Origin of the sequence: Rhodanobacter sp. ANJX3, from assembly GCF_014200755.1 — a bacterium.
Lineage (GTDB): Bacteria > Pseudomonadota > Gammaproteobacteria > Xanthomonadales > Rhodanobacteraceae > Rhodanobacter.
The window spans coordinates 481,133-505,460 of sequence record NZ_JACHCM010000002.1 but is presented as its reverse complement, the minus strand read 5'-3'; the positions used below and the strand labels follow the sequence as shown (position 1 = coordinate 505,460).

Annotated in this window: 23 protein-coding genes and 1 pseudogene; 12 read left to right on the top strand and 12 right to left on the bottom strand. The window is 62.3% G+C overall.

Features of this window, described 5'->3' with window-relative positions; genetic code table 11:
• Positions 1–195 precede the first annotated feature (195 nt).
• The gene (locus HDE76_RS07030) at positions 196–1,794 is read left to right on the top strand and encodes a tetratricopeptide repeat protein (RefSeq protein WP_184506278.1); all 1,599 of its coding nucleotides are present in this window, start codon (positions 196–198) and stop codon (positions 1,792–1,794) included.
• A gap of 166 nt (positions 1,795–1,960) precedes the next feature.
• Here HDE76_RS07030 and HDE76_RS07025 read toward each other — a convergent pair whose 3' ends face one another.
• From HDE76_RS07025 to HDE76_RS20725, 3 genes and pseudogenes are all read right to left on the bottom strand, one after another.
• A complete protein-coding gene (locus tag HDE76_RS07025; RefSeq protein ID WP_179482838.1) occupies positions 1,961–3,073 on the bottom strand; it encodes a hypothetical protein in 1,113 nt (370 codons plus the stop codon).
• Positions 3,074–3,651: 578 nt separating this feature from the next.
• Positions 3,652–3,975 carry a hypothetical protein gene (locus HDE76_RS20730; RefSeq protein WP_255481510.1) on the bottom strand — a complete coding sequence of 108 codons (324 nt, stop codon included), beginning with the start codon at positions 3,973–3,975 and terminating at the stop codon, positions 3,652–3,654.
• A pseudogene (locus tag HDE76_RS20725) lies at positions 3,974–4,249 on the bottom strand (cation:proton antiporter); the annotation flags it as partial. The gene HDE76_RS20730 and the pseudogene HDE76_RS20725, both read right to left, overlap by 2 nt.
• A 388-nt stretch (positions 4,250–4,637) precedes the next feature.
• Between HDE76_RS20725 and HDE76_RS07015 the strand changes: the two are divergent.
• Both HDE76_RS07015 and HDE76_RS07010 read left to right on the top strand, forming a co-directional pair.
• Positions 4,638–4,787 carry a hypothetical protein gene (locus HDE76_RS07015; RefSeq protein ID WP_179482832.1) on the top strand — a complete coding sequence of 50 codons (150 nt, stop codon included), beginning with the start codon at positions 4,638–4,640 and terminating at the stop codon, positions 4,785–4,787.
• Between the two features lie 287 nt (positions 4,788–5,074).
• On the top strand, positions 5,075–7,789 hold the full coding sequence (locus HDE76_RS07010; RefSeq protein ID WP_184506276.1) for a TIM-barrel domain-containing protein: 2,715 nt from the start codon (positions 5,075–5,077) through the stop codon (positions 7,787–7,789).
• Positions 7,790–7,939: 150 nt separating this feature from the next.
• On the opposite strand, the gene HDE76_RS07005 is transcribed toward HDE76_RS07010, so the two are convergent.
• Complete coding sequence (locus HDE76_RS07005) at positions 7,940–9,079, bottom strand: NADH:flavin oxidoreductase (RefSeq protein WP_184506274.1); 1,140 nt, start codon at positions 9,077–9,079, stop codon at positions 7,940–7,942.
• A 101-nt stretch (positions 9,080–9,180) separates the two neighbouring features.
• On the opposite strand from HDE76_RS07005, the gene HDE76_RS07000 reads away from it, so the two are divergent.
• The 3 genes from HDE76_RS07000 to HDE76_RS06990 all read left to right on the top strand — a co-directional run bounded on the left by HDE76_RS07000 (position 9,181) and on the right by HDE76_RS06990 (position 11,329).
• The gene (locus HDE76_RS07000; RefSeq protein ID WP_179482828.1) at positions 9,181–9,567 is read left to right on the top strand and encodes a helix-turn-helix domain-containing protein; all 387 of its coding nucleotides are present in this window, start codon (positions 9,181–9,183) and stop codon (positions 9,565–9,567) included.
• A gap of 128 nt (positions 9,568–9,695) precedes the next feature.
• Positions 9,696–10,346, top strand: a complete 651-nt coding sequence (locus HDE76_RS06995) for a hypothetical protein (protein ID WP_179482826.1) — start codon at positions 9,696–9,698, stop codon at positions 10,344–10,346.
• A gap of 146 nt (positions 10,347–10,492) precedes the next feature.
• Positions 10,493–11,329: a restriction endonuclease gene (locus HDE76_RS06990; RefSeq protein ID WP_179482824.1), complete on the top strand. Its 837-nt coding sequence runs from the start codon at positions 10,493–10,495 to the stop codon at positions 11,327–11,329.
• 91 nt (positions 11,330–11,420) lie between these two features.
• Here HDE76_RS06990 and HDE76_RS06985 read toward each other — a convergent pair whose 3' ends face one another.
• The 4 genes from HDE76_RS06985 to HDE76_RS06970 form a co-directional block, all read right to left on the bottom strand.
• A complete protein-coding gene (locus HDE76_RS06985) occupies positions 11,421–12,245 on the bottom strand; it encodes an alpha/beta hydrolase (protein ID WP_179482822.1) in 825 nt (274 codons plus the stop codon).
• A 181-nt stretch (positions 12,246–12,426) separates the two neighbouring features.
• Positions 12,427–13,503 (bottom strand): GGDEF domain-containing protein, encoded by a 1,077-nt coding sequence (locus HDE76_RS06980; protein ID WP_184506272.1) that lies wholly within the window; start codon positions 13,501–13,503, stop codon positions 12,427–12,429.
• Positions 13,504–13,561: 58 nt separating this feature from the next.
• Positions 13,562–13,720, bottom strand: a complete 159-nt coding sequence (locus HDE76_RS06975) for a hypothetical protein (protein ID WP_179482816.1) — start codon at positions 13,718–13,720, stop codon at positions 13,562–13,564.
• Positions 13,721–13,756: 36 nt separating this feature from the next.
• Complete coding sequence (locus HDE76_RS06970; RefSeq protein ID WP_184506270.1) at positions 13,757–14,224, bottom strand: hypothetical protein; 468 nt, start codon at positions 14,222–14,224, stop codon at positions 13,757–13,759.
• Positions 14,225–14,507: 283 nt separating this feature from the next.
• Between HDE76_RS06970 and HDE76_RS06965 the strand changes: the two genes are divergently transcribed.
• A complete protein-coding gene (locus HDE76_RS06965) occupies positions 14,508–14,834 on the top strand; it encodes a hypothetical protein (protein ID WP_179482812.1) in 327 nt (108 codons plus the stop codon).
• Positions 14,835–15,402: 568 nt separating this feature from the next.
• On the opposite strand, the gene HDE76_RS06960 is transcribed toward HDE76_RS06965, so the two are convergent.
• Together HDE76_RS06960 and HDE76_RS06955 are read right to left on the bottom strand one after the other, a co-directional pair.
• A complete protein-coding gene (locus HDE76_RS06960) occupies positions 15,403–15,954 on the bottom strand; it encodes a peroxiredoxin (RefSeq protein WP_179482810.1) in 552 nt (183 codons plus the stop codon).
• Between the two features lie 151 nt (positions 15,955–16,105).
• Positions 16,106–16,477 (bottom strand): hypothetical protein, encoded by a 372-nt coding sequence (locus HDE76_RS06955; RefSeq protein WP_179482808.1) that lies wholly within the window; start codon positions 16,475–16,477, stop codon positions 16,106–16,108.
• Between the two features lie 209 nt (positions 16,478–16,686).
• Between HDE76_RS06955 and HDE76_RS06950 the strand changes: the two genes are divergently transcribed.
• Both HDE76_RS06950 and HDE76_RS06945 read left to right on the top strand, forming a co-directional pair.
• Complete coding sequence (locus HDE76_RS06950) at positions 16,687–17,802, top strand: histidine kinase (protein WP_184506269.1); 1,116 nt, start codon at positions 16,687–16,689, stop codon at positions 17,800–17,802.
• Positions 17,799–18,587 carry a LytTR family transcriptional regulator DNA-binding domain-containing protein gene (locus HDE76_RS06945; RefSeq protein WP_184506267.1) on the top strand — a complete coding sequence of 263 codons (789 nt, stop codon included), beginning with the start codon at positions 17,799–17,801 and terminating at the stop codon, positions 18,585–18,587. The genes HDE76_RS06950 and HDE76_RS06945 overlap by 4 nt, the downstream gene beginning before the upstream one ends.
• A gap of 63 nt (positions 18,588–18,650) precedes the next feature.
• Here the strand turns inward: HDE76_RS06945 and HDE76_RS06940 are convergent, their stop codons facing one another.
• Positions 18,651–19,616, bottom strand: a complete 966-nt coding sequence (locus HDE76_RS06940) for a zinc-binding dehydrogenase (RefSeq protein ID WP_184506265.1) — start codon at positions 19,614–19,616, stop codon at positions 18,651–18,653.
• A 111-nt stretch (positions 19,617–19,727) separates the two neighbouring features.
• Here HDE76_RS06940 and HDE76_RS06935 point away from each other — a divergent pair, with 111 nt between their 5' ends.
• Together HDE76_RS06935 and HDE76_RS06930 are read left to right on the top strand one after the other, a co-directional pair.
• Positions 19,728–20,180, top strand: a complete 453-nt coding sequence (locus HDE76_RS06935) for a MarR family transcriptional regulator (protein WP_184506262.1) — start codon at positions 19,728–19,730, stop codon at positions 20,178–20,180.
• A gap of 116 nt (positions 20,181–20,296) precedes the next feature.
• Entirely contained in the window at positions 20,297–22,249 is a 1,953-nt protein-coding gene (locus HDE76_RS06930) for a M61 family metallopeptidase (RefSeq protein WP_184506260.1), read from the top strand.
• A gap of 149 nt (positions 22,250–22,398) precedes the next feature.
• On the opposite strand, the gene HDE76_RS06925 is transcribed toward HDE76_RS06930, so the two are convergent.
• Entirely contained in the window at positions 22,399–23,280 is an 882-nt protein-coding gene (locus tag HDE76_RS06925) for an aldo/keto reductase family oxidoreductase (protein WP_184506258.1), read from the bottom strand.
• 126 nt (positions 23,281–23,406) lie between these two features.
• Between HDE76_RS06925 and HDE76_RS06920 the strand changes: the two genes are divergently transcribed.
• On the top strand, positions 23,407–24,300 hold the full coding sequence (locus tag HDE76_RS06920; protein WP_218862606.1) for a LysR family transcriptional regulator: 894 nt from the start codon (positions 23,407–23,409) through the stop codon (positions 24,298–24,300).
• The last annotated feature ends 28 nt before the right edge of the window (positions 24,301–24,328 follow it).

Genomic DNA, 24,328 nt, shown 5'->3' with positions numbered 1-24,328 from the left:
ATCGGAATAAACTGCAGCCCGACGGACGAGTTGGTCGACCCTATCAAGCACAAAACGTAGAGGCCGGATCAGGCACTTTCGCCTTGCGCTGCTGCACCAGAACAGCCGTTGGCGGTGGTGGAACGAGGCTGCGAAAGTCGCCGATAATAACGGCAGCAGCCATGGGGCGAAGCGTGTTCAAGGACAGGGGGCGTTATGGATTATTCGAATCGCAGGGGCATGGGCCGGCCCGATCATGTAAAGCGTGCCCATCCTTCCAGGCAAAGCCTGCTCGCGCTTTTGCTTTTGGTATTGGCCGCCATTCTCATCGGGCGTTTCTGGATCGAACGGGCCAACCGCAACGAAGCCACGCAGGCCTCGGTCGATTATCGGGCGTTTATGGCCGCCGTCCGCGAGGCAGACAACATCCCCGACGCGCTGCAACGATGCCTGCGTTTTCCCGATCTGCCGGCCACGCACTGGAATGGTGAAACCACCGCGACCTATTGCCAGTTGCGCAACCGCCATACTTTGCAACTGTCTGACATCGACGCGTTGCTGCAAAAAAATCAGGCCGATCGGGTCGATCGGTCGTTTCAGGGCTATCTCGATACCGCGTTGCACGATCCCAAACAGCCTGGAACGCTCGACGCCGCTTTTTATGCCGCAGGCTTCGACAAGGCCAAGGATGGAACGCGAAAAATCATCGATGCGTGGAAGCAACAAGCGCCCAACAGCGCCTTTGCATTGGCGGCCAGCGGCATGCAATACCTCGATGCCGCTCAGCAGGCGCGCGGCGACGATTGGGCACGTAACCTTCGTGACGATCAGGTCATCGGTATGCGTCAGCAGCTGGATTCGGCACGGCGCGATCTGGATCGCGCCGTGGCGCTTTTGCCGACGCTGACGACAGCCTATCAGTCGATGATCTACGCCGGTGCCCTTGAAGGCGACGACGAGTATATGAATCGCGCGGCGAGAAGCGGCCTGGCTGTCGATCCGTCGAACTTTGCCATTCGCACGCAGATGATGAATCAGGCACAGCCCAAGTGGGGCCGTGCCTTTGGCGGCGAACGTGAGCAGAAACAAGAAGTCGAACAGCTGGTTCAACGCAACCCGCTGCTTCGCATGGTCGCCGGCATGCCGCGTGTCAACCGACTGACCTCCAGCGATGCTCCGACTATGTGGAACGAGACGGAGCAAATCATGTCTGCTGCCGATAAAAATCTCACCTATCTCGATCTGATAGATCTTGCCGGCAAGATTTACGATGAAGCGCCGACGCAGGCGATCGAACTGTATTCCGAGGCGTTGCGCTTTCAACCGAGGGATGCCGATGCGCTGCAGTGGCGCGCCCAGGAAATGATGAAACTGGGCGATGCCAAGAGCGCCATCGAAAGTGTCGCTCAAGCGGCGCGGCGCTTTCCCGGCGACAGTGCAATTGGCACGAAGCTCGGCCATATCTATGCGTCGACCGGCCATGTCCAAGAGGCGGAGGCCGCGTTTCTTGCCGTCATCCAGCGCGATCCGGATGCCGAACGGGCGATGGCCGAGCTGGGCGATTTGTACAACCATGCGGGACACCAGCCCGAAAAAGCCGAAGCACTGGCCGATACCTTGGTCAGCCGTTATCCGGATATTCCGGATGGCTATATCGTGCGCGCCTGCAATCAAATGGATCACAACTTGGACGGGCGTTACGAAACGATCCATTACTTTATCGATCACTTTGGCGATCGATCGGAGTTCAGGTCGCAAGTGGCGGAGATGCGGGCTTACCTGGCCAGCCATCCCGAGAAAGCGCTCGAAAGGTAACGTATCCCAACAGCGACGAGGCGTTCGTCGCGTACAGGGGCCACTGCGCTATCCGATAGTTTTGGCCATCCATTTGCTCGGTCACGAACCCGCTGAAAATAAAAAAAAGCACCGACGGAATCATCCGTCGGTGCTTTTTTTCATCGGCTTACGTTGAACGTATCGCTCAGTTCGACTCGGTGAACTGGATATACGGCGACGAGCCGCCGACAGCGCTGCAGCTGCCAAGGTTCAGGTTGTTGCTTTCGCCGGTGGAGCCGGCGTTGGCGGCGCAGGTCGGCGTGGCGGTGCTGCCATCGGCGACGGCGAGCTTCACCGTGATCGACGAACCGGAGTTGAATTCCGCTTCCGATCCGCCGGCGTTGCCGACGACGTTGAACTCGGTCTGGTCCCACACGGTGGCCAGATTCAGCACGCTGTCCTTGGCGGTGAGCGAATAGGCGGTGGTGCCATTGGTAAACACCACGGTGTCGTTGCCGCCGCTGGTGGCCGTGCCCGAAAGCTTGAGGTTGGCCAGCTGGGTGGCAGGCACATCGGGTGCGGTCACGGCGGCGCTGTTCTTGTAGCAGTCACCGGAGCCGTCGCTGCCGAAGCCGCTGGGGCAGCTGCTGCCGCCGTAGCCGAGCAGCCAGTACTGGATGAACACCGCGGCCTTGCCCTTGGTGCTGTAGTCCGGCGAATAGATGAACTGCTGCCAGACCGTGCAGCCCGAATGGCTTTTACACGCGGACGTCGTCTTGTTGTAGTTGGAGTTCGCCTGCAGCGTGTACTCGTTCGCGCCCAGGATGCCGCCGCCGCCGAAGGCCGCGACGCCCACGCCCTTTTCGGAGGTGACGCCGGTCACCGAGGGAAAGGTGCCGGTGGCGCTGCTGATCAGGCTGGCCGTTTCGATGGCGTAGTCGTCGCCGTTACCCGTGGTCTGCGTGCCGCCGGCAACGCTACCTGCGCTCGCGCTCTGTACGGCAAACCGGGTGAGAGCGTCCGGGCGTCGCGGCAGCGGGTGCGAAAACGACTGAACCTGCGAGCAGGACACCTGCTTCCAGAGAATGCTGGGGAAGGTCGCCTGAAAGCAGCCTTCGGCCGGGGTCGACATGCGGGTGATGTCTTCATGCCAGCTTTGAATGGCCTGCGCCTGCACCATCGAGGGAGCCTGTGCCTGATCGGCAATGGCGGTCGTGGGTGCCGCAAAGGCGGCGGGAACAGAGGCTGCGCAGACAAGACTTGCTGCAACGGCGATCTTGATGAGTCGACGTGCGGCGAAATGGCTCTTTGATTCCATGCTTTTCTCCCAATAGAAGCTAGTTGTTGTAGCCGTTGGGCCCGGACGATCCGGGCTCCTCCGTTACTCCCTAAACAAACACACCGCTTTATCTCCACCTCCCTGTGTACCGTCATGACGACGGTCCCTACGATCTTGCTGATCTCATCGGCAGCAAATTGTTGCGATCGAATATCAAGATGATGCGAATCGCCGAAGCGCAGCAAACCATGCGTTCAAAAATTGCGCGGACAACCGAATTCTCGACAAGCCGCAAAAATGATCGCCGTGGATTTTGTCCCATCGAGGGTACTCATTAATTTCGGTGTCCATAACTGGAAAATTTCGTATGGCCGAGTGCGTACGCTCGATTTGTCGATTGCGTCGAGGAATGGACTGCCGCACGCATCGCGTCACCCGATATAAAGTCCTGAATCGTCTCGCCGGCATCGGCGCTACGGGCTTTACCGGCGCATGGCTACCGAAGTGGCGAGCCCTTCTCGCGGCCGGATGGAGAGCGTGTTGTCGCCTGCAGCGCCATGCAGTGCATCCTCTCGGGCGTCTTCAGTCTTTGTGCCCATCGAGGCCGATATGGTTTCTCACGACTCCACGCGATGGCGCGCTTCGGCGAGATCGATCTCGCGCACCAGGCGGCGGGAGGTTTCGTCGGAGATAAGCGCATGCCGCGCCAGGTTGAAAATCTCGTTGCGCTCGGCCTGCAGCGCGGCGAGGCGCAGGGCGATTTCAATCTCGTCGGCTTTGCGCAACTGCTTGGCCTCGGTTTCGCTCGATGCATCGCGATCCAGTCGATGCTGATAAAGCGCAATCACGCGTGCGGCGGCATGGGAATACATTTCGGCGTCGGCCGCGACGCTTTTCTCCATCAGCTGGCGCTGCGACTTTTCGATGGCCGCAATCGCCAAATACCACCAGCCCCAGCGCAAGCTGCAGGATCACCGTCTTGTCGCGCAGCAGTCCGTCCTTTGGAATACGCCAGCCATCGAGAAACAGCAGCGGCGGAAGAAACAGCAGAAAGAAAATCTGCGGATCCAGCACCACGCCGTGATCGAGCACGCCGGCAATGCCCGCGCCCATCGCGATCTGCACCAGCGGCAGCGGTATCGGCAGGATACGCACCACATAGCTGCTGGCCACTACGGCCAACAGCATCGCCAGCACCAGTTCTATCGAATCGATCGTTTTCCTCGGCCGATCAAGTTGCGGTTACCCAGCTCATCGTCGCAGACCAATCACCGCGCATACTTCAAACCTCGGGCCAACGCACTGTGGCAGAGCCGGAGTGTTCTGTGCGTGCCTGCTCCAGCGTCGAGCAAGCGTTGCGCGACGGTGGCGGCGCGCCGATCGCTGTAAACGAAGGCCGCATTCGCCCGTATTTCATACGCCCTGTGCCCGAGCCATCGCGCGCGCCGCTGCCGGCACCTTTTGCCGAATGTGGCAGCAACCATAGTCAACGCATATGGCAACCATGAGAACAAACGATTGGCCTCAATGGCGCCGATTGCGGATGATGCAGCGCAACAGACGCCGCGGTCGACGTCTGTGCCTTTTCTCAGGAGTTGCCCTCATGTTCCATTCGCAAACTGCCAGCGCCAGCCGTCTCCCTCATCTCGCCACCGTTGTCGCGTTGGTGCTTACGCTCGCCGTGGGCGTGATGCAGTCCGGTACGCGCACCGATACCGTCACTGCAAGCACTGCCAGCGTAACGACCCGCTGACGTCTGCGCGGCGCATGCCGCGCATAGGGCCGTGCGTCGAAGCTCTAATTTGGCGCGTTCTGCGTTCGTGCGGTCAGTGGCGCCTATGATCGAGGCCTGCGCCATGAGGAGCGCCTGATTTCGATCGACCCGGTTTCGATGAGGTTCGCTGTAAGGTAGGCGGACTGCGTCGTACGGGAGCATCGATCCGCATGGTTTTGTCGAAGCGCTTTATGCATCACACCTGTTGCTGGCTGCTCGCAGCAGGGCTGTCGGTATGTCTGCCGCCTTGCGCTGCGGCAGAGTCCATGGCGCGTGCATCCGCCGGCGCAGGCGAAGCGCGGTTCGAATTTCTCACGCCGTCGCTGGTCCGCATGGAGTATTCGCCGACCGGCCAATTCGTCGATGCGCCCACGGCGGTGGTGCAGAAGCGGGACTGGCCCGCTGTGCATGTGACAACGACGCAGGCCGGCGGCTGGCTTGTCGAGCAGACGTCGGCGATGACGTTGCGATATCGCTTGCATTCCGGGCCCTTCACGGCCAGCAATCTGGTCGTTCGCTGGAGCTCGCCCGCTGGCGGTGCGGGGCACGAATGGCACCCGGGCGATGTGGACGCGCGCAATCTCGGCGGGCTGACGTATTCGCTGGACAACATCAGCGCGCCCAACCTGCCGAAGGACGGCAAGGATCTGCAGAGCCCGGTCAACGACATCATCCCCGGCATCGAGGTGCTGCTGCCGCCGGCCCAGCCGGGCCTGCTCAGCCGCAGCGGCTACGCGGTTATCGACGACAGCACCACGCCGGTGTGGAACGCGCAAAAGGCCTGGATCGAGCCGCGTCCGCAGACCGGCGGGCAGGACTGGTACCTGTTCACCTACGGCACCGACTATCGGAGCGTGCTGCAAACCTACGCCGAGCTGTGCGGCCCGGTGCCGATGATTCCGCGCTATACGCTCGGGCCGTGGATTACCGATTTCAATTTCGAATACTTTCCCGATTCCGCCGACGCCAGGCAGCCGGCGTTTCAACGCTACAACGCGCAGCACCTGAAAGACGAGGTGACGCGTTTGCGCGATGAGGGCATCCCGTTCGATGGGCTTGTGCTGGATTTTGCCTGGCACAACTACGGCTGGGACGGCGGCTTCGACTGGAGCCCGCTGGTGCCGCACCCGAAGCAGCTGCTCGATTGGCTGCACGGGCAGGGCATCAAGGTCAGCCTCAACGATCATCCCGGCTACGCCAATACCGAGGAGAGCGTGGTTTCGTATGACGACAGTCATGCACCGGCCGCGCTCGCCGCTCTTGGCCAGCCGCTGCCGCCGAAGCCAGCGTTCGACCGGTCGTTATCGAACGCATGGCAGTTCGCCGCCGACCCGAACGACTGGGGTCTGTCGCAGACGTGGTTTGCGCCAGATGCCAACGTGCGCTGGTCGCCGATCGAGACGGGCATGTCGTGGGAGGAGCAGGGCCGCGGCAAGGGCATCGGCATTGCCTGGTATCGCACCTCCGTGAGTCTGCCCGCGCAGCTGCCCGCGTCGCTGTATCTCGTGTTCGGTGAAGTGGCGTCGTCGTATCGGCTGTTCGTCAACGGGCACGAGGCGACGCATAGCCAGATTCAGTGGCCGCAGCGGGTCACCTATGCCGACGTCGCCCGGTTCATGCGCGCAGGCGAGCGCAATACCATCGTGCTGCGCGTCGTCGCCGGCAAGCGCGGCAGCGGCCTCCTGGGCAGCCGTATCGTGCTGCGCGACGTCAAGCCGCCGCCGCGGATTTTTTTCGACCTCTCCGATCGGCGGCAAGCCGACAGCTCCATGCAGACCCTGCACAAGCCGCTGCTGGATCAGGGCGTGGCGTTCTGGTGGATCGACGGCGGCAGCGGCGCGGTCGACATGCCCGGCCTGGACAAGCAGCTGTGGACCAACAAGGTGTTCTTCGACGCGACCGAGCAGGCGACCGGCAAACGCGGCTTCATCCTCGGCCGTTATGGCGGCTGGGGCAGCGAGCGCTACCCGGCCTATTTCACTGGCGACACGTATTCGCAGTGGCCGGTGCTGGCGTACGAGGTCGCGTACAGCACGCGCGCCGGCAACGTGCTGGTGCCTTACGTCAGCCACGACATCGGTGGCTTCCACGGCGCCAAGATCGACTTCGACCTCTACGCGCGCTGGATCGAATTCGGCGCGTTCAGCCCGATTCTGCGCATGCACAGCGCGCACGCCAATCCGCTGGAGGGCAATGTGCGCATGCCTTGGCTTTACGGCGCGCAGGGCGTGGCGCTGATGAAAAAATACTTTACCCTGCACACGCAGCTGATTCCCTACGTCTACAGCTATGCCTGGCAGGCGCACACGGCGTCGCTGCCGATCATGCGGCCGCTCTATCTTGCTTATCCGCAGCTCGACGAGGCGTACCAGCATCCGCACGAATACTTTTTCGGCGAGCAGATGCTGGTGGCGCCGGTGCTCGATCCAAGCGGCGATGTCAGCGTGTATCTGCCGCCGGGCGACTGGTTCGATTTCTTCACCGGCAAGCGCTATGCGGGCGGCATGACCTTCAGCGCTCACTACGCGACCGATGCCACGCCGGTGTTCGTGCGCGATGGCGCGATCGTTCCACAGCAGTCGGTCAGCGCGTACTCCGATGCGCGGCCGCTGGATACGCTGATGCTCGATCTCTACGGCCGCGGCAAGGGCCACTTCGATCTTTACGAGGACGACGGTACGTCGCTGGCTTATCTGCATAATGCCTATACGCTGACCGCGATCGATTACGACAACGCGAGCGGATCGCAGCAGTTGACCATCGCGCCGGCCAGTGGCGCATTCGCGGGCCAGGTGCAGCGCCGGTCGTACGAGCTGCGCCTCCATGCGGCGGGCAAGCCGCAGAGCGTCACCGTGGACGGCCAGCCTGTCGAGCACTGGTCATGGGATGCCGCGTCGACCATCGCCACGTTGAACCTGACCGAGCGCAGCGTGCATGTGCCGGTACATGTGGCGTGGACATATTCGACGCCTGCGCCTTGAAGGACGCGCGCAGCGAGTCGGCGGCTTGCGGTCCTCGTTCTTTTCGCGGTGAATCGAATCCGCTTTTGCTTTACGACGAAACGGGACCAGCGCCATGTGGCCCCGTTCGGTCTTTTTCGATGCGCTCCGCATGGCGGCGTCATCGTTGGATTACATCACCAACTCACCCATCGCGGCGGCGGTGAATTCCTTCAGGTGCTCGCTGTCGCCTGTGCGTACCTTGGTCAGCCATAGCGGATCGCTGAGCAGGGCACGGCCCACCGCAATCAGATCGAACTCGCCGCGCTCCATGCGCTCGATCAGATTGTCCAAACCCACCGGCGTGGAGCTTGCCCCGCCAAAGGCCGCCATCACGTCGTTCGACAGGCCGACCGAGCCGACGCTGATGGTGGCGGCACCGGTGAGCTTCTTCGCCCAGCCGGCAAAGTTCAGTCCGTTGGCGCCATCGATCTCCGCAAACTCCGGCTCCCAGAAGCGTCGCTGCGAGCAGTGCAGAATGTCCACGCCGGCTTCCACCAGCGGCAGCAGCCAGTCGGTCATCGCTTCCGGCGTCGGTGCCAGGCGTGCCGTGTATTCCTGCTGTTTCCACTGGCTTACGCGCAGGATGATCGGGAACTCTGGACCCACAGCTTGGCGGATCGCCTTGACCACTTCGCCGGCAAAGCGCGAGCGCTGCACCAGCGTAGCGCCTCCGTAGCGGTCGCTGCGCTCGTTGGTGGCCGACCAGAAAAACTGGTCGATCAGGTAGCCGTGTGCACCGTGAATCTCCAGTGTGTCGAAGCCCAGACGCTTCGCATCGGCGGCCGCGCGAGCGAATGCTGCGACGGTGTCGGCGATGTCTTCTTCGCTCATCGCCTCGCCGCGCGCGGTGCCCGGCGCCACGAGGCCGGAAGGGCTTTCGGGCGGTGCGGGTGGCGTCCATTCGGCAAACGGATGCGCCACGGCACCCACGTGCCAGATCTGTGGGCCCATCTTGCCGCCCGCGCCATGCACGGCATGGATCACGTTCTGCCAGCCGGCCAGCGCGGCCTCGCCGTGGAAGAATGGAATCTGGCCTTCGTTGCGCGCTGCCGGCCGGTCGATCACCGTGCCTTCGGACAGGATCAGCCCGACCTCGCCCTCGGCGCGGCGGCGGTAGTAGGCCGCTACATTGGCGCCCGGTACGCCATGGGGGGAGAACGAGCGCGTCATCGGTGCCATCACTACGCGATTCTTCAGCGCGAGGTTTTTGATCTGGAACGGCTGGAACAGCACGTCGGTGTTGGTTGTGGGTGTGTTGTTGGATGTCATGCGGGAGGATCCACTGGGGAGGAACCCGTCGATGGTATATTTTGTATACCTAGTGTCAATGAGGCACAATTTGGCAACTAGGTAGCCGACGGGAAACCACCATGCCTTCGCTCAGACATCGCGTGCTGCAGGCTTCCGACTGCCCCAGCCGGCTCCTGCTGGACGAGCTGGCCGATAAATGGTCGGTGCTGATTCTGGCCGCGCTCAACGAGGGCCCGCTGCGCTTCAACGAGATCAAGCGCACGCTGGAGGGCATTACGCAAAAAGCGCTCACCCAGACGCTGCGCCGCCTGGAGCGTAACGGCATCGTGGCCCGTCGCGTCGTCGTGGCATCGCCGATCGCGGTGGAGTACAGCGTAACGGCATTGGGCAAAAGTCTGAAAAAGCCGCTCAAGGCCTTGTACGAATGGACGGTCGTCTACCTGCCCGAAGTGGAGGAAGCGCGGCAGACGTTCGATAAAAAATCGGTGCGAACTCCGGCCGAATAACGTTTAACGCGGCATGTCAAGGCAGACGCCTGCTATTCGTCGATCCCGCTATCCCTCTTTCGTGTCACTTATCGCGTTGATAGCATGTGGATGGCCGTAAGGTCACAGCAAAATCAAACTGGGGAAATATGAAGAAGTTAGTGATCGCGGCGGCTGCAGCCGCCGTTTTGGGTGGCTGCGTGTCCGCGCCCAGCAAACCGGTGGAATCAAAGACCGCCATGCGGGGAAAGCAGGTGGTGTTGGCTCATTACGCGATGCCCGATTTTGCAGCTATGACGCCTGGCAAAGCCGCGTTCGGTCTTTTCGGTGCTGCTGCGATGATTCATGCGGGCAACGCGATTGTTCAAGCCGACAATATCCCCGATCCGGCACTTGTTATCGGCCAACATCTGGCGAATGATCTAGCGGCAAAAGAGGGTGTGAGCATCGTTTCCGGTCCGACACCGATGGCGATGAGCGATCAGCCAGCGACCTTGCTAAAGACCTATGCGGGTGCCGACATCATTCTGGACGTAAAGACACTGAGTTGGATGTATAGCTACTACCCTACTAAGTGGCAGACTTATCATGTCTTTTACGTTGCTCGTGTTCGCTTACTGGACGGGCACACGGGTAGCCTGATCGCGCAGCAGTTATGCAAGGTCGACCCCACCGATCCGAAGAATCCACCTTCCTTTGATCAGCTTCAGGCCGATCACGGTGCAATGCTCAAAGATTTTCTCGGCAAGGCTGCGGATACATGCGTCAACACCGTGGAGCAACAGGCACTGCGCGTTTAATTGCGCTGTGGCTAAACGTGTTTGCAACGTCAGAGAATGAGCGCCAAGCCAACGGTTAACGTTGTGGGTATCTGCACATTTATTCGGTGATTGATCAGGTCGGCGCTGGTTGATCTTCTTATCTCCATCAAGGAGCTCAGGGACGTATGTATCCTCAAAAGAGGGTAGGTCGGCGCTACGACGACCTACTGACGAGAATCTCCTGGCAGGAATTCGAGCAGTTGCTCGCGACTTACTACGCGGCTCAAGGTTATCGCGTCGAGCATGTCGGCACGGGCGGTTCAAGCACGAAGTTCGATGGTGGCATCGACCTCAAGCTGTATCGCGACGATCAATACTTGATTGTGCAATGCAAGCACTGGAACGTTTTTCAGGTCACGCACAATCCGGTGCACGAGCTGCTTGGCGTGATGCTGACGCAGCATGCGACGGGCGCCATCGTGATTACCAGCGGTGAATTTAGTCGTGCGGCGAGAGTGGCTGCGGCCGAGGAGCCGCGGGTAACGCTGATCGATGGTACGAAACTGCGCGAAATGCTTGGGCCGATTGCCGGATTGTTCGTGCCCAGCGAATCCGGCCATGTACATACGAGCGTCGGCGGAAAATTGGGGAGCGCCGAAGCGAATTTTTCGGGCTATCGTTCAAGTCGCAGTCGGCAGTCGCGCTCACGCAATCCGCTGGCTGGCTTGGCTTTCGCCATCGTCATGGGCCTTGTCGCGTATGCGGTGATCATGCATACGATCAAAGGAGTCGCGCCAAAAACGGTATCGCTCCAAGCGCCTAGCGGCGCGTTGCCGCTGTCGTTCGCACCGCCGGTCGCCGTCGCTCCCAGCATGGCTGTCGCTACTGCCGTCGCGTCGGCCATGCCGGCGTCGAAAGATCAAGTGACTCATATGACGGCGGCGCAGCAGCGCGAGTGGCAGCGCAAAAACGATGAAGCGATGAGGATTCTCGAGAAGACCACGCCGACGCTGGAGCGATAGCGTTACCCGGCTCCGGCCAGCAATCGATTGAGCGGCTGATTTTTTCTTCGGACGGCGGGTAGAACCCGATGTCCGAAGAAAGGAAAAACTTTCACGACTTGAAGAACGCCAGCAGATCCTGATTGATCACGTCGGGATGCGTGGTGCACATGCCGTGCGGGTAGCCCTCGTACACCTTCAGCGTGCCGTGTTTGACCAGCTTGATCGAGAGCAGGGCGGCGTCGGCGATGGGGACGATTTGGTCGTCGTCGCCGTGCATGATCAGCACCGGTACGTCGATGGCTTTGAGATCGTCGGTGAAGTCGGTTTCCGAGAACGCCTTGATGCAGTCGTAGTGCGCTTTGGTGCCGCCCATCATGCCCTGGCGCCACCAGTTTCTGATCGCGCCCTCGGACACCTTGGCGCCCTCACGGTTGAAGCCGTAGAACGGGCCGGAGGCGACGTCCAGAAAGAACTGCGCCCGGTTGGCCGCCTGCGCCGTGCGAAAGCCGTCGAACACTTCGATCGGCAGACCGCCGGGATTGGTATTGGACTTCACCATGATTGGCGGCACCGCGCCGATGAGCACGGCCTTGGCCACGCGGCCCTTGCCGTGTTTGGCGACATAGCGGGCGACCTCGCCACCGCCGGTGGAGTGGCCGACGTGGATCGCGTCTTTCAGATCCAGGTGCACCGCCAGCTCGGCCACGTCGGCGGCATAGGTATCCATCTCGTTGCCGGTATCGGTCTGGGTGGAGCGGCCGTGACCGCGGCGGTCGTGCGCAATCACGCGATAGCCCTGGTGCAGGAAGAACAGCATCTGCGCGTCCCAGTCGTCCGCGCTGAGCGGCCAGCCGTGGTGAAAGACAATGGGCTGGCCGGTGCCCCAGTCTTTGTAGAAGATGTCGGTTCCGTCGCGGGTCTTGAGAGTCGGCATGGTGTTCTCCTTAGACAAAGCGTTTGAGGAAGATCGAGTATGCGACATTCCACGCACGGCGATATGTGCCGTGCCTGCCGTTTGCCTGACTCCTTGTGGATGTGCTTCGATCGCCGTGCTTCTCTGCCGACGGACAGGCGCAGCCATCGAAGCCGTTAGATCTCGTGCGCCGCGACGGCGGCTAGGTTACTGGCTGTCCCACCACCCCATTGCCGCCCTGGCGTTTGGCTTCGTAAAGCGCGCGGTCGGCCCGTTGCAGCACGCTGGTCAGGCTGTCGCCGGCTACGATCATGGCAACGCCGAAGGAGGCGGTCACCTGCTGCGCCGGTTCCACGCTCAGCTCGGCGATGGTCGCGCGCAGGCGTTCGGCCAGCTGCTGCAGGCCGACGGCGTCGACGTGCGGAACCACGACGAGAAACTCTTCGCCGCCCCAGCGTGACACGCACTCGCCGCTGCGCAGCAGCCTTTCGCAATGCTGCGCTACCTTCTGCAGTACCCGGTCGCCTACGGGGTGGCCGTAGGTATCGTTGATCGCCTTGAAGCGATCCATGTCGAACATGATGACGCCGGCGGGAATCCGATCGGCGAGGATGCTCTGCAGTATCTGCTCGCCCGGACGGCGGTTGGCGATATGCGTGAGCGGATCGTGGTTGGCAATGATTTCCAGCCGCGCGCGTTCCAACGTGAGCCGCTCGATCTTGCCGGCCAGCCCTCGCTGCACGGGTATCAGCACGGTGACCAGGACGAGCGCCGGTCCGTAGGCCATCAGCAGGTCGCGCCCTCTCGGGGTTTCCATTTCCAGCGGATGCAGCAGTAGATAGACCAGCACGGGCCACGCGACGAGTATCCAGACGAGCAGGGCCACGCGAAACGCCTGTGGGGTCGGGAAGAACAGCATCACCATCAGCACCAGGATCAAAAGCAGCGAGGATATCGGCGGTAGAGTGGTGATCAGCGGCAGGCCTGGCGTGAGAACGGCTTGCGTCACGTACAGCCAAGTCGGCGCGACCAGCGCCGCGCCTGACGCCAGCAGCGCGTAGCGGCCGATAGCCAATGCCCACCTGGGCTGGCGGAGCAGCGCGATGAGTAGAACGGCAAACAGCACGAGCATGGTGGGCGGAACGATCAGATCCAGCGGCTGCTGGACAGGACTGAGCCAGTGGATCGTCGTGGCGCACGCGGCAGCGACTATGGCCAGTCCCAGCATCACCACCATGGCGTGGTGGACGAAGCGTTCGCTGGGATCTTGCATGGGCATGGGGCTGTGGCCTGTGTAACCGACGGCGGCAATGGGTCGGTAGTTTTCTATGGCTTTATTAAGCGCACACGGGCGCGTCGCCGACAACTGGCTTCGAACCGATCGAGCGTTCGATGGTGGTCGCGTCGTAGAGGCCAGCGTGATGTCGCAGGCTGGTGATGAGCGCAGCGAATCCCAGCGCCATCGGCACCGAAACGTTGGGATTCGCGTTGCTCATCGCCAACCTGCCCAAGCGGATGCAATCGCTGACGAACTATCGCAGCGGCTCGGCGGCGGTGTCGCCCTTGCAGGTGATCGGCTGGCCGGTTTTGCCGACGACCGGGCTGAAGCTCGAGCCGCTGTGGTTGATGACGATGCCGGCATCGCAACGCTGGTTGCGGTCGAGCCGATAGGTGGCCTGCACACGCAGCGCTTCCTGCCGCTGCTTCTCCATGCGCACCGCCAGGTCTGCCTGGTACTGGCGCGACTGCTCATCCACCTGCTGATGCGTTTCGGAGAGCTCCTGGCGCTGCTGTTCAAGGTCGGCAGCCAGCTGTGCCTGATGCTGCGCAGCGGCGGCTTTGGCGCGTTGCGCGTCCTCGGCGGCAGCGAGCGCCGACGCATGCATGACCTCATCGGCGTGACGCCCGGCAAGGTATTGAGACATGCCGTTCCAGGCCACTGCGGCGACGACCAGACCGGCCACGCCAGCTCCGATTTTCCACGACAGCGACATGGCCATGACCTTTGATCCCCCGCCAGGTTGACGAAAATTCCGCGCCGGCGGAACCCGACAGCGCATCCGTTCGAGGCCGCTCGGTCGAGTCTAGCATTGACTCGCAGAGTGCCTTGGCTCGCGGCGGCCGATTATGATGCAGGAGTGGACTTTTCAAGGGGATTCGGCTTTTGTGCCAAGGTGCATGTGCCAATGACGGATTTCTTGTTTCTGGGGCGACCCGACCGTTCGTTGCCACTGGCGAGCAGAAACGTTGATGAGTCACGCCCTGGACACGATCGAAAACGCCTTGCTCGACGAGCTGATGTCGGCCATCGAAACGATCCGCTTGACCGATTTGGCGATTCGCGAAAACGTCGAGTCGGGTCAATGGGATGAGGCGCGCCGCCGATCGATGGCGTTAGTCGATGTGCTGAAGGACAAGCGCACTTTCGGCGACGCCATAAGCCAACAGCTCATGGACTTGAGCGTTGCCGATGCCGGGCGTGCGAGGTTCCAGCGGTGCTCCGACATGTCGATACATCTGTTGAGTCTGCTTTCAAAACACTCGCCGATTTACCAGCGTATCGTCGCCGGCCTGGCCGCAGAAAGTCGTTGGGCGCTGTCGGCCGAGTAACGGCGAGTGACAACGGACGGAGCATGCCGTGCTGCTTGCTGCTTTCGGGCAACGACAAACGCCGATAGGTATCTGGTCGATCGGAGCGTTGCCAACATGGGCGATTGATCGGTTAGTTTGTCCGTGGTCGTGTCGCTGCGCTCGGACATCGGCTGCCAGTCGCCATCGACAAAGGTAATGGTGACAAAGATCGGGTAGCCTTGGCAGGTACGCGCGCTTTCGTAAAAGCGCATTTCGCGATCGATAGCCGTGTGCCACGCCATCCACGGCAGCAGGTGGCCCCGAGGTCGCGCCTTGCGTTGCGACATGCCCGGCGTTTGGACGTCTGATTGGACAGGGCGGGCATACGCGCGACGAAGGCGCCGACAGCGAAGAGGCAACAGGTGTGGGGTGGTTTCATCGGTCGATCCGGGGCGCTGTCGGGTATGAGAAGTCGGCGCCATCAAGGCGTGCGGCTTGCCGGCCCGTCAATCGCCGTGGCGCGCCCCTCGACCCCGATAGACGAAGAGCGCCGTTGCCGGCGCCCTTCGTCTATCGCGGCGAGTGAATGGCCCCCAGCGCGAAGATGTTAGCCCTGCTTCTCGAGTGCCCTGACGGCATCCAGCGTCTCCTGCACGTGCTTGGTGGGACTGAGGCTGGAATAGACGTGGACGATCTTGCCGGACTGGTCGATCACGTACGAGGTGCGGTCCGACCAGTCGGGTTTGAGCATCAGCGTCGCGTCGTACTGTTTGGCGATCTTTGCGCCTTCGTCGGCGGCGACCGGGAACTTGCCGCCGCAGTGTTCGGTTTCCTTGGAGAAATCGGCCAGCTCGGAGGTATGGCCGGCGGTCACGCCGATCACGGTGGCATGCAACGCCTTGAACTTGTCGATCGATTCGGAGAACAGGTGCGCCTCGACGTTGCAGCCGGAGGTATGCGCGGCCGGGAAAAAGTAGACCACTACCGGCCCCTTCTTCAACGCATCGGCGAGGCTGAAAGTAAAGGGCTGGCCGGCAAGGTACGCCGGCGCGGTGAAGTCGGGCGCCTGCGTGCCTTCCTTAAGCGCGGCAAACGCCGGCGAGGCGAGGATGGCGGTACCGACGAGACTGAGGGCGGCAAGTTTCAGCAAGGGCTTCATGAGAGCGGTTCCTGTTTGGACGGAAGAGTCAGGAGGTTTATACGCCATAAGTGCGCCGATGGATGCCGCTTGCGCTGAGCGATGAGCCATCTCTACACGTCACGGGGCCGGTTGAAAACGCCGTCTGGGGGCTTGTGGGCGGTCGTCGGCTTTATCCGCCGCCTCGCGACGCCAGGCGCAGGCCGCTGGTCCGGCAGACGTCGATGTGTTGAAACAGCTGGCGGCGTCCGCCTTGAAATGTCACGCGCAGGTCGCGCAGGCAGCCGCCGGTCGGAACGTCGAAGCTCAGCGAGCTCAGGCCGCCCTGCAGCGGCTGGCCTATCGCCACGTCGCTGAAATTCCCGTCGTCGGCGGGGGCGATGGCCAGCGCGGTGATGCTGTCGAACGTGGCGTTCACCACCTTGAACTGTCGCGCAGATGTGAGTGCGGCCTCGGCATGTGCGGCGCTGGCCGACGGTATGGCGAGCAGGCTGCCGAACATCATGGCGGTAGCAAGGAGGAGAGTGGCGCGGTTGGGATTCATGCAGGGGCTCCGGTTCGAATGGTGTGGCCGCCGTTGGCGCGATGGCACACGGTCGGTAACCGGATATCGCTGGATGGAGCTACTCGATGGAAGCGGTTTGGGACGAATCGTCGTGATGCGATGGCGAATCGTAGCGGCGTGAAGCATTGCTTTTCAGCGCCGTGCGCAGCGCCTAGGATGGCCGCTCCCACTTACGGAACATTCCGCTGATGATGGTTCGCCTCGGCAACACGCAGATCGGCCTGTTTCGCTATCTGGGGCTGTGGGGAGGCGTGGTGCTGGTGTTCGCCGTGCAGGGATTCATGCAGGATGTCATGAACGGCAGCACCGTCTGGTCGATCTTCGATTACCTGCGCTGGTCGATGATCGAGTGGTACACCTGGGCGGCGTTGACTCCGCTGGTGTTCCAGCTGGCGACGAGGTATCCGATTCAACCGCCGGTGCGCTTGCGCGGGCTGGGCATACAATTGCTGGCGAGCTTGGGCGTGACCATGCTGGTCATTTTGATCGGTGCCTTCGTATCGACGGCGTTCGAGCCCAGTTCGTTTGCCGAGCAGGTCAAGCTGTTTGTCGGCCAGCATTTCGCCACCGACTTGCTGGCCTATTGGTTGGTGTTCGCGATCCAGCAGGCCATGCAGTTCCATGCCGAAAAGACGCGCCGCGAGATCGAAGCCAGCCAGATGGCGACGGAGCTCGCGCAATCCCGCCTGCGCGCGCTGAAGTCGCAGCTGCAGCCGCACTTTCTGTTCAACACCTTGCATGCCATCGCGACCCTGCTGGACGAGGACACGCTGTCGGCCGAAGACATGCTGCTGCGCCTGAGCGAGTTGCTACGCGCGTTTCTGGAGGACTACGACGGCCAGGAAGTCAGCCTGCGGCGTGAGCTGGTGCTGCTGGATCTTTACCTCGGCATACAGCGCATACGCTTCAAGGATCGCCTCACCACGCGGATCTACGTGGCCCCCGACACGCTGGATTGCGCGGTGCCCAGTCTGATCCTGCAGCCGATCGTGGAGAACGCCATAGCGCACGGGATCAGCAAGCGGGTCGGTGTGGACTGCATCGAGATCGAAAGCCGGCGCGAGGGCGATACGCTGTGCATCGACGTGCGCAACCACAACAGCAAGCTGGAGGCGGGGCCGGCATCCGGTTCGGGACACGGTATCGGTCTGTCGAACACCGAGCTGCGCCTGCGCGAACTGTATGGCGAGGTCGCCCAGGTCAGCCTGGGCATGATCTGGCCCGAGGGCGTCATCTGCCGTCTGCGCCTGCCGTTTCGCGACATCGACGAACTGGACGATGCGCCCGAGGTCGCTTCCCTGTGAGCATTACCGCTCTCGTGGTGGACGACGAGCCGATCGCGCGCCACGCCATCGTGCGCCTGTTGCGCGACGATCCGGACATCGAGCTGCTGGGCGAGTGCGGCGATGGCGCGTCGGCGGTCGAGGCGATTCGCCATAGGTCGCCCGAGCTGGTTTTTCTCGACATCCAGATGCCTGCCATGAGCGGCATGGAAGTGGCCTCGACCATCGGTGCGGAGCGCATGCCGGCGACAGTGTTCGTGACGGCCTTCGAGCAGTACGCGGTGCGGGCGTTCGAGACGAACGCGGTAGATTATCTGGTGAAGCCATTCAGTCGCGAGCGTTTCGCCGCCACGCTGCGGCGCGTAAAGTCGCGGCTGTCGGCTGGAGCAGGGGCGGGCAGGGATGCATCGACGCAGATATTGCAAGCGCTACAGGCCTTGCGCCAGCGCGACGAGCATATCCAGCGTATTCCCATCCGTACCGACGAGCACATCCGGTTTATCGAGGTCGACGACATCGTGTGGATCAAGGCCAGCGGCAACACCGTGCAGATTCATCTGGCCGATGGCATGCACGAAATGCGCGAGACCATGAGCGCGCTGGTGGAGCGGCTCGATCCGCGGCATTTTGCGCGCGTCCACCGCTCGGCCATCATCAACGTGCGCCGGATCAAGGCAATCCATCCGTGGTTCAACGGCTACCACGTCGTCACCATGGATACTGGACAGAAGCTGCGCATGAGCCGCTACCAGCACGACACTTTTCTGCGTCTGGTATCGGCGCGTGGTGGCAACACCGCGGAGTAGGGTCGCAAGCGAAACGGCGACGGTGTCGGGATTCTTTACTGGGCAACGCCTTGGCAACTTTGTTCAGCCGTTGGGGCCCATGGTAAATACCGTGCGTGCGCGGCCTTCGGCCTCAGCCCAGCCGCTTGCCACCATCGACAGCGGCACCGCGTGGGTCGCCATCTGGAAGCCTTGGGGTACGGTGGCGTTGAGCAGTTGCGTGATGGCGGCGAAGATGCGCGGCATAGGCACGCTGCCGATGCCGCTGCCCATCAGCTCGATCGCGGTGGACCGAAGCGCTGAACTGGGCAAGGTAATGGTCGGTGCGCTGATCGAACCGATCTGCACAAATCGAAGCGGCACCGCATCTTCCGCCGCCTTGGCCGCCGCTGCCAGCAACAGGCTGGCGCTCGGTCCCCAGAGGTAGTCCAGCACCACGCCGACGCCGGCGCGAAAGTGATGCTGGAATTCGCTTTCCAGGGCGCTTTCATCCTGCGCGAGGTTGATCGTCGCATCGGCACCCAGTGCGCGCAGCGAGTGCAGTGCTTCGACGTTGCGTCCTGTCGCGATGACTTTGCCGGCACCCAGATGTTTGGCGATCTGTACCGCGAGCGCACCGGAGCTGCCCGTAGCGCCGTTGATCAGTACCGTCTCTCCCTCAGCGAGCTTGGCACGCTCCACGAAAGCCGCCCATGACGACATGCCCGGAATGGCGATCGCCGCCGCGGTCACGTCGTCCAGTGCTGCCGGCAGGGGAATGCAGCGGTTTTGTTTGACCAGGCAGTATTCGGCCATGGCACCGAAGGGCGCTTCAGGCAGCACGAAATACACGCGCGTGCCGTCCTCGAGCGTCCCCGTGCCGTCGACGCCGGGAACGAGAGGAAATCTTCCCGATGCGCTGTAATGTGAGCCGGCTGCCCGGCTTCTTGTGACATGGCTGAGCGATGACGCCGCTACCTTGACCCGAACCAGGCCTTCGGTGGCGACCGGTTCGCGAAAGTCGGTATATACCGGCAAGTTACCCGGTTCTTTGATGAGTGCTGCTTTCATGTGTTTTCTCCTTTGAAGAAAATCGGTGTTCGATTCCCTGCGCTGGGTAGATCGAATATGTGTGTATAATACACGTACAAAATATATGTGCAATATGCATGGAGTTTGGCGATGAAAAAAGAAATTCGCGAGCTGCGCGGTGCGCTGCTCGACCTGACCGGCGTACTCAATCGCCCTCAGCCCGACGCGGCTCTTATCGAGGCGGCAGGCATCGACCTCGACCGCGCACTTTTTCCGCTGCTGGCGCGAATCGACCGACTGGGTCCGATAGGTATCGTCGAGCTGGCCGAGCTGGTCGGGCGCGACCACACCACGGTCAGCCGGCAAATCACCAAGCTGGAGAGTCTCGGTCTGATTGCCCGTACCCCGAGCCCGCAAGACGGGCGTATCCGCGCGGCCGTCGTTACCGAGCAGGGCCGTGCGATGACGGCCGCATTAGATGCCGCCCGTCAAAAGATCATGGAGAAGATGCTTGGCGACTGGGAAAAAGAAGATGTGCGCACCTTGGCTCGTTTGCTTCGCCGGGTGGCGGACGACGCGCTGGACTGGGTGAAGACCCTGTAGCGTCATACATGGCGATGCGATCCATTTCGCGGTGGAAATGTACCGCCCCGACATGACGCGTCGTGCATGCTGCTAAATTGCGGTACTCGTCTTTCTCTTTCGTATCGGAGCCCGTCATGCCCTGTGTCCCTACCGCAGCTTCGCTTGCCGTCGTGCGCTGCAAACAGGCGAGCGTCGCGCTGGCGATATCCATCGCACTCGCTGCCGGCGCTGTTGGCGCGCAAGAGGCGCGTAGCGATCAGGTGCCGCCACCGCAGGACACGGCCTACGTCGGTACCGTGACCCTGCATGTCGATGCCAGCGACACCGTGCAGGGCATTTTTCGCGTGCACGAAACCATTCCGGTGAAGGGGGGGCCGTTGACGCTGCTGTACCCGCAGTGGATCCCCGGCGACCATTCGCCGACGGGGCCGATCGCCATGCTGGCCGGGCTCAAGCTCAGCGGCAACGGCAAACCATTGATGTGGAAGCGCGACAAGTACAACGTCTACGCCTTCCATCTCGATGTGCCGGCGGATGTGTCGAGCATCGATGCGGATTTCCAGTATCTGTCCGGACGCAGCGATGATTTCGAAATCACCGACCGCATGATGGATATGGAATGGAGCAAGGTATCGCTGTATCCGGCTGGCTATTTTTCGCGCGACATCACCTTCGCGCCCAGCGTGACGCTGGCGCACGGCTGGCAGCTCGGCGCGGCTCTGGAGACGGCCTCGCAATCGGGTGACACCACCACGTTCAAGCCGGTGACGTTCAACAACCTGATCGACTCCCCGATCTATGCCGGGCAGTATTTCAAGCGCGTCGATCTGAACCCCGGCGGCGATGCGCCGGTGCATCTGGATATCGTCGCCGATGCGCCGAAGTATCTGGAGATGACGCCCGAACAGCTGAAGGTGCATCGTGCGCTGGTGACGCAGGCGGTAAAGCTGTTCGGCTCGCACCATTACGACCACTACGACTTTCTGTTCTCGCTGTCGGATCAGATGGGCGGCAACGGTACGGAGCACCACCAGTCCAGCGAGGACGGCCTGGGCGCCGATTACTTCACGGCATGGAGCGACAACGCACCGGAGCGCGATCTGCTGGCGCACGAGTACACCCATTCGTGGAACGGCAAGTTCCGCCGCCCCGCCGACCTGTGGACGCCCAACTTCAACGTGCCGATGGGCGATTCGTTGCTCTGGGTCTACGAAGGCCAGACCCAGTACTGGGGTTACGTGCTGACCGCGCGCGCAGGCATCTGGACGCCGCAGCAGTTTTTCGACGCGCTGGCGATGATGGCGGCCAATTACGACCGCAATCGCGAAGGTTTCCATTGGCGCACGCTCGAAGACACCACCAACGATCCGACCGCCGCCCGACGTTCGAGCCTGCCTTATCGCAGCTGGCAGATGAGCGAGGACTATTACAGCGGCGGCCAGATGATGTGGCTGGAGGTGGATGCCAAGCTGCGCGCGCTGACGCACGACCACAAATCGCTGGACGACTTCGCGCAGGCGTTCTTTGGCGTGGACAACGGCAGCTACGTGACCAAGACCTACACCTTCGACGACGTAGTCGCGACGCTGAATACGGTGGCCCCCTACGACTGGGCGGCGTTTCTGCATGCGCATGTCGACACGCTCGACCCGCCGCTGCAGAACGGTCTGGCGGCGACCGGCTGGAAGCTGGTCTACACCGACAAGGAAAGCGACTACGAGAAGCAGTACAACAGCCGGCCGGAACCCTCCCGTCATCTGTACAACTTCGCCTGGTCGATCGGCCTGACCATGAACGACAAGTCGCAGATCAACGACGTGCGATGGGACGGTCCCGCGTTCAAGGCCGGCGTCAGCACCGGTGCCACCCTCGTCGCCGTGAACGGGCAGGACTATTCGACCGACATACTGAAAGCGGCGATCACCGCGGCGAAGGACAGCAAGACGCCGATCCAGCTATTGCTGAAATACCAGGGCGGCTTTCGCACGGTGGCGGTGGATTACCACGGCGGCCTGCAGTACCCGCATCTGGTACGCGTCGAAGGCACGCCGGACTATCTGAGCCAGATCATTGCGGCGCGCAAGTAGCGGGGGGCGGCGCTCTCGCCATTGAGCGTTACCGACGAGGGCAAAAGCACCGCTGGCTGCTTTTGCCCTCGTCGGTTTTGGACGGCTGGTGTTCGCGCACAAAGCCATCAAACGAGCGCAGGTATTTCCGGCAAGCGTGGGCCCGGCGGTCAGCCGTGGGCGTGATCGCCGGCCATGCGATCGAGCGTTTTCAGCGCATCGTCGGGCAGCGCGATATCCGCCGCCGCCAGGTTTTCGCGCAGATGCGCTACCGATGAAGTGCCCGGAATCAGCAGGATGTTCGGCGAGCGTTGCAGCAGCCACGCGAGCGCCACTTGCATCGGCGTGGCATCGAGCTGCGTGGCGACCTCGGACAGCGCCGTCGACTGCAGCGGGGTGAAACCGCCGAGCGGGAAAAACGGTACATAGGCAATACCGGCGGCGGCGAGTTCGTCGATCAGCGCGTCGTCGTGGCGGTGCGCCAGGTTGTACTGATTCTGCACGCCGACGATGTCCGCGATGGCGCGCCCTTCGGCCACCTGCGTGCGCGTGACGTTGCTGAGGCCGAGGTGACGAATCAGGCCCTGCTGCTGCAGTTCGGCCAGCACCGTCAGCGGCGCTTCGAGCGAGCCTTCGGCCGGGCCGTGCACATCGAACATCAGGCGCAGGTTGACCACATCCAGCGCGTCGACGCCGAGGTTGCGCAGGTTGTCGCGTACGGCACGGGTCAGGTCTTCCTTGGAGAAGGCGGCATTCCATGAGCCGTCCTCGCCGCGCCGTGCGCCGACCTTGGTGACGATGACCAGATCGTCGGCGTAGGGATGCAGCGCTTCGCGGATGATCTGATTGGTGACGTGCGGACCGTAGAAGTCGCTGGTGTCGATGTGATCGACGCCGCTGGCGATCGCCTCGCGCAGCACCGCGATGGCGCCGTCGCGGTCTTTCGGCGGGCCGAACACGCCCTTGCCGGCCAGTTGCATGGCGCCGTAGCCCAGGCGCTTCACGGTGCGATCGCCGAGCTTGAACGTGCCGGCTTTGCGGATATCGGTCATGGCTTGTCTCTCAGGGTCTTTGCTATTGGGGACCTGAAATATAGACACTCCAAGCTTGTATGATAACTGGGCACAATCGGCACGGGCCGTATGGAAAATCGAACAATGCCACCGAATCTAGCCGATCTGTCCGCCTTCGTGGCTGTGGCTCGGGCCGGCGGATTTCGCGATGCCGCCCGCAAGATCGGCGGCAGCGCCTCCAGTCTGAGCGAGGCCGTGCGCCGGTTGGAAAGCACGCTCGGCGTCAGGCTGCTCAACCGCACCACGCGCAGCGTGGCCACCACCGAGGCCGGGGCGCGATTGCTCGATCGGCTGGGTCCGGCGCTGGGCGAGGTCGAGGCGGCGCTGGATGTGGTCAACGGTTTTCGCGACCGCCCGGCCGGCACGCTGCGGCTGAACGTGCCGGTGAGTGCGGCCCGGCTGGTGCTGCCGCAGATCCTGCCGCCGTTTCTCGCGGCCTATCCCGATATCCGGCTGGAGATCGTTGCCGAAGACAGTTTTGTCGATGTGCTCGCGGCGGGTTGCGACGCCGGCATTCGCTACGACGAGCGGCTCGAGCAGGACATGATCGCGCTGCCGATCGGTCCGCGCGTGCAGCGCTACGCGACGGCGGCATCGCCAGCTTATCTGGACCGCTGCGGTCGCCCGGATCATCCGCGCGATCTGCTGGCGCATGCCTGCCTGCGCGGTCGCTTTTCCAGCGGGGTAATACACCCCTGGGAGTTCGAGCGTGACGGCGAGATCGTGATAGTGGAACCGTCCGGCCCGCTGATCGTGCGCATCGGCGCAGCGACCGATCTGGCCGTCGACGCCGCGGTCGCCGGCTGTGGTGTCATCCAATTGTTCGAGGACTGGCTGCGCCCGCATCTGGACAGCGGCGCGCTGGAGCCCGTGTTGGAACCCTGGTGGCAGCGGTTCTCCGGGCCGTTTCTCTACTATCCGGGGCGCCACCATCTGCCTGCGCCGCTGCGCGCGTTTGTCGATTTCATTCAGGCGCAGCGTGTTTTGGCGGAAGGCTGAGCAGCGCTGGACGAACCGCCGTGCAGCG

Excerpts from the sequence above, each read along its gene's own strand:
- HDE76_RS06995 (WP_179482826.1), top strand. The coding sequence starts at position 9,696 with ATGAAGAAGTTAGTGATCGCGGCGGCTGCAGCCGCCGTTTTGGGTGGC.
- HDE76_RS06925 (WP_184506258.1), bottom strand. The coding sequence starts at position 23,280 with ATGACCGATATCCGCAAAGCCGGCACGTTCAAGCTCGGCGATCGCACC.
- HDE76_RS06960 (WP_179482810.1), bottom strand. The coding sequence starts at position 15,954 with ATGAAGCCCTTGCTGAAACTTGCCGCCCTCAGTCTCGTCGGTACCGCC.
- HDE76_RS07010 (WP_184506276.1), top strand. The coding sequence starts at position 5,075 with ATGGCGCGTGCATCCGCCGGCGCAGGCGAAGCGCGGTTCGAATTTCTC.
- HDE76_RS06980 (WP_184506272.1), bottom strand. The coding sequence starts at position 13,503 with ATGCCCATGCAAGATCCCAGCGAACGCTTCGTCCACCACGCCATGGTG.
- HDE76_RS06985 (WP_179482822.1), bottom strand. The coding sequence starts at position 12,245 with ATGCCGACTCTCAAGACCCGCGACGGAACCGACATCTTCTACAAAGAC.
- HDE76_RS06955 (WP_179482808.1), bottom strand. The coding sequence starts at position 16,477 with ATGAATCCCAACCGCGCCACTCTCCTCCTTGCTACCGCCATGATGTTC.
- HDE76_RS07030 (WP_184506278.1), top strand. The coding sequence starts at position 196 with ATGGATTATTCGAATCGCAGGGGCATGGGCCGGCCCGATCATGTAAAG.
- HDE76_RS07005 (WP_184506274.1), bottom strand. The coding sequence starts at position 9,079 with ATGACATCCAACAACACACCCACAACCAACACCGACGTGCTGTTCCAG.
- HDE76_RS07025 (WP_179482838.1), bottom strand. The coding sequence starts at position 3,073 with ATGGAATCAAAGAGCCATTTCGCCGCACGTCGACTCATCAAGATCGCC.
- HDE76_RS06990 (WP_179482824.1), top strand. The coding sequence starts at position 10,493 with ATGTATCCTCAAAAGAGGGTAGGTCGGCGCTACGACGACCTACTGACG.
- HDE76_RS06930 (WP_184506260.1), top strand. The coding sequence starts at position 20,297 with ATGCCCTGTGTCCCTACCGCAGCTTCGCTTGCCGTCGTGCGCTGCAAA.
- HDE76_RS06950 (WP_184506269.1), top strand. The coding sequence starts at position 16,687 with ATGATGGTTCGCCTCGGCAACACGCAGATCGGCCTGTTTCGCTATCTG.
- HDE76_RS06970 (WP_184506270.1), bottom strand. The coding sequence starts at position 14,224 with ATGGCCATGTCGCTGTCGTGGAAAATCGGAGCTGGCGTGGCCGGTCTG.
- HDE76_RS07015 (WP_179482832.1), top strand. The coding sequence starts at position 4,638 with ATGTTCCATTCGCAAACTGCCAGCGCCAGCCGTCTCCCTCATCTCGCC.
- HDE76_RS06975 (WP_179482816.1), bottom strand. The coding sequence starts at position 13,720 with ATGAGCAACGCGAATCCCAACGTTTCGGTGCCGATGGCGCTGGGATTC.
- HDE76_RS07000 (WP_179482828.1), top strand. The coding sequence starts at position 9,181 with ATGCCTTCGCTCAGACATCGCGTGCTGCAGGCTTCCGACTGCCCCAGC.
- HDE76_RS06935 (WP_184506262.1), top strand. The coding sequence starts at position 19,728 with ATGAAAAAAGAAATTCGCGAGCTGCGCGGTGCGCTGCTCGACCTGACC.
- HDE76_RS06940 (WP_184506265.1), bottom strand. The coding sequence starts at position 19,616 with ATGAAAGCAGCACTCATCAAAGAACCGGGTAACTTGCCGGTATATACC.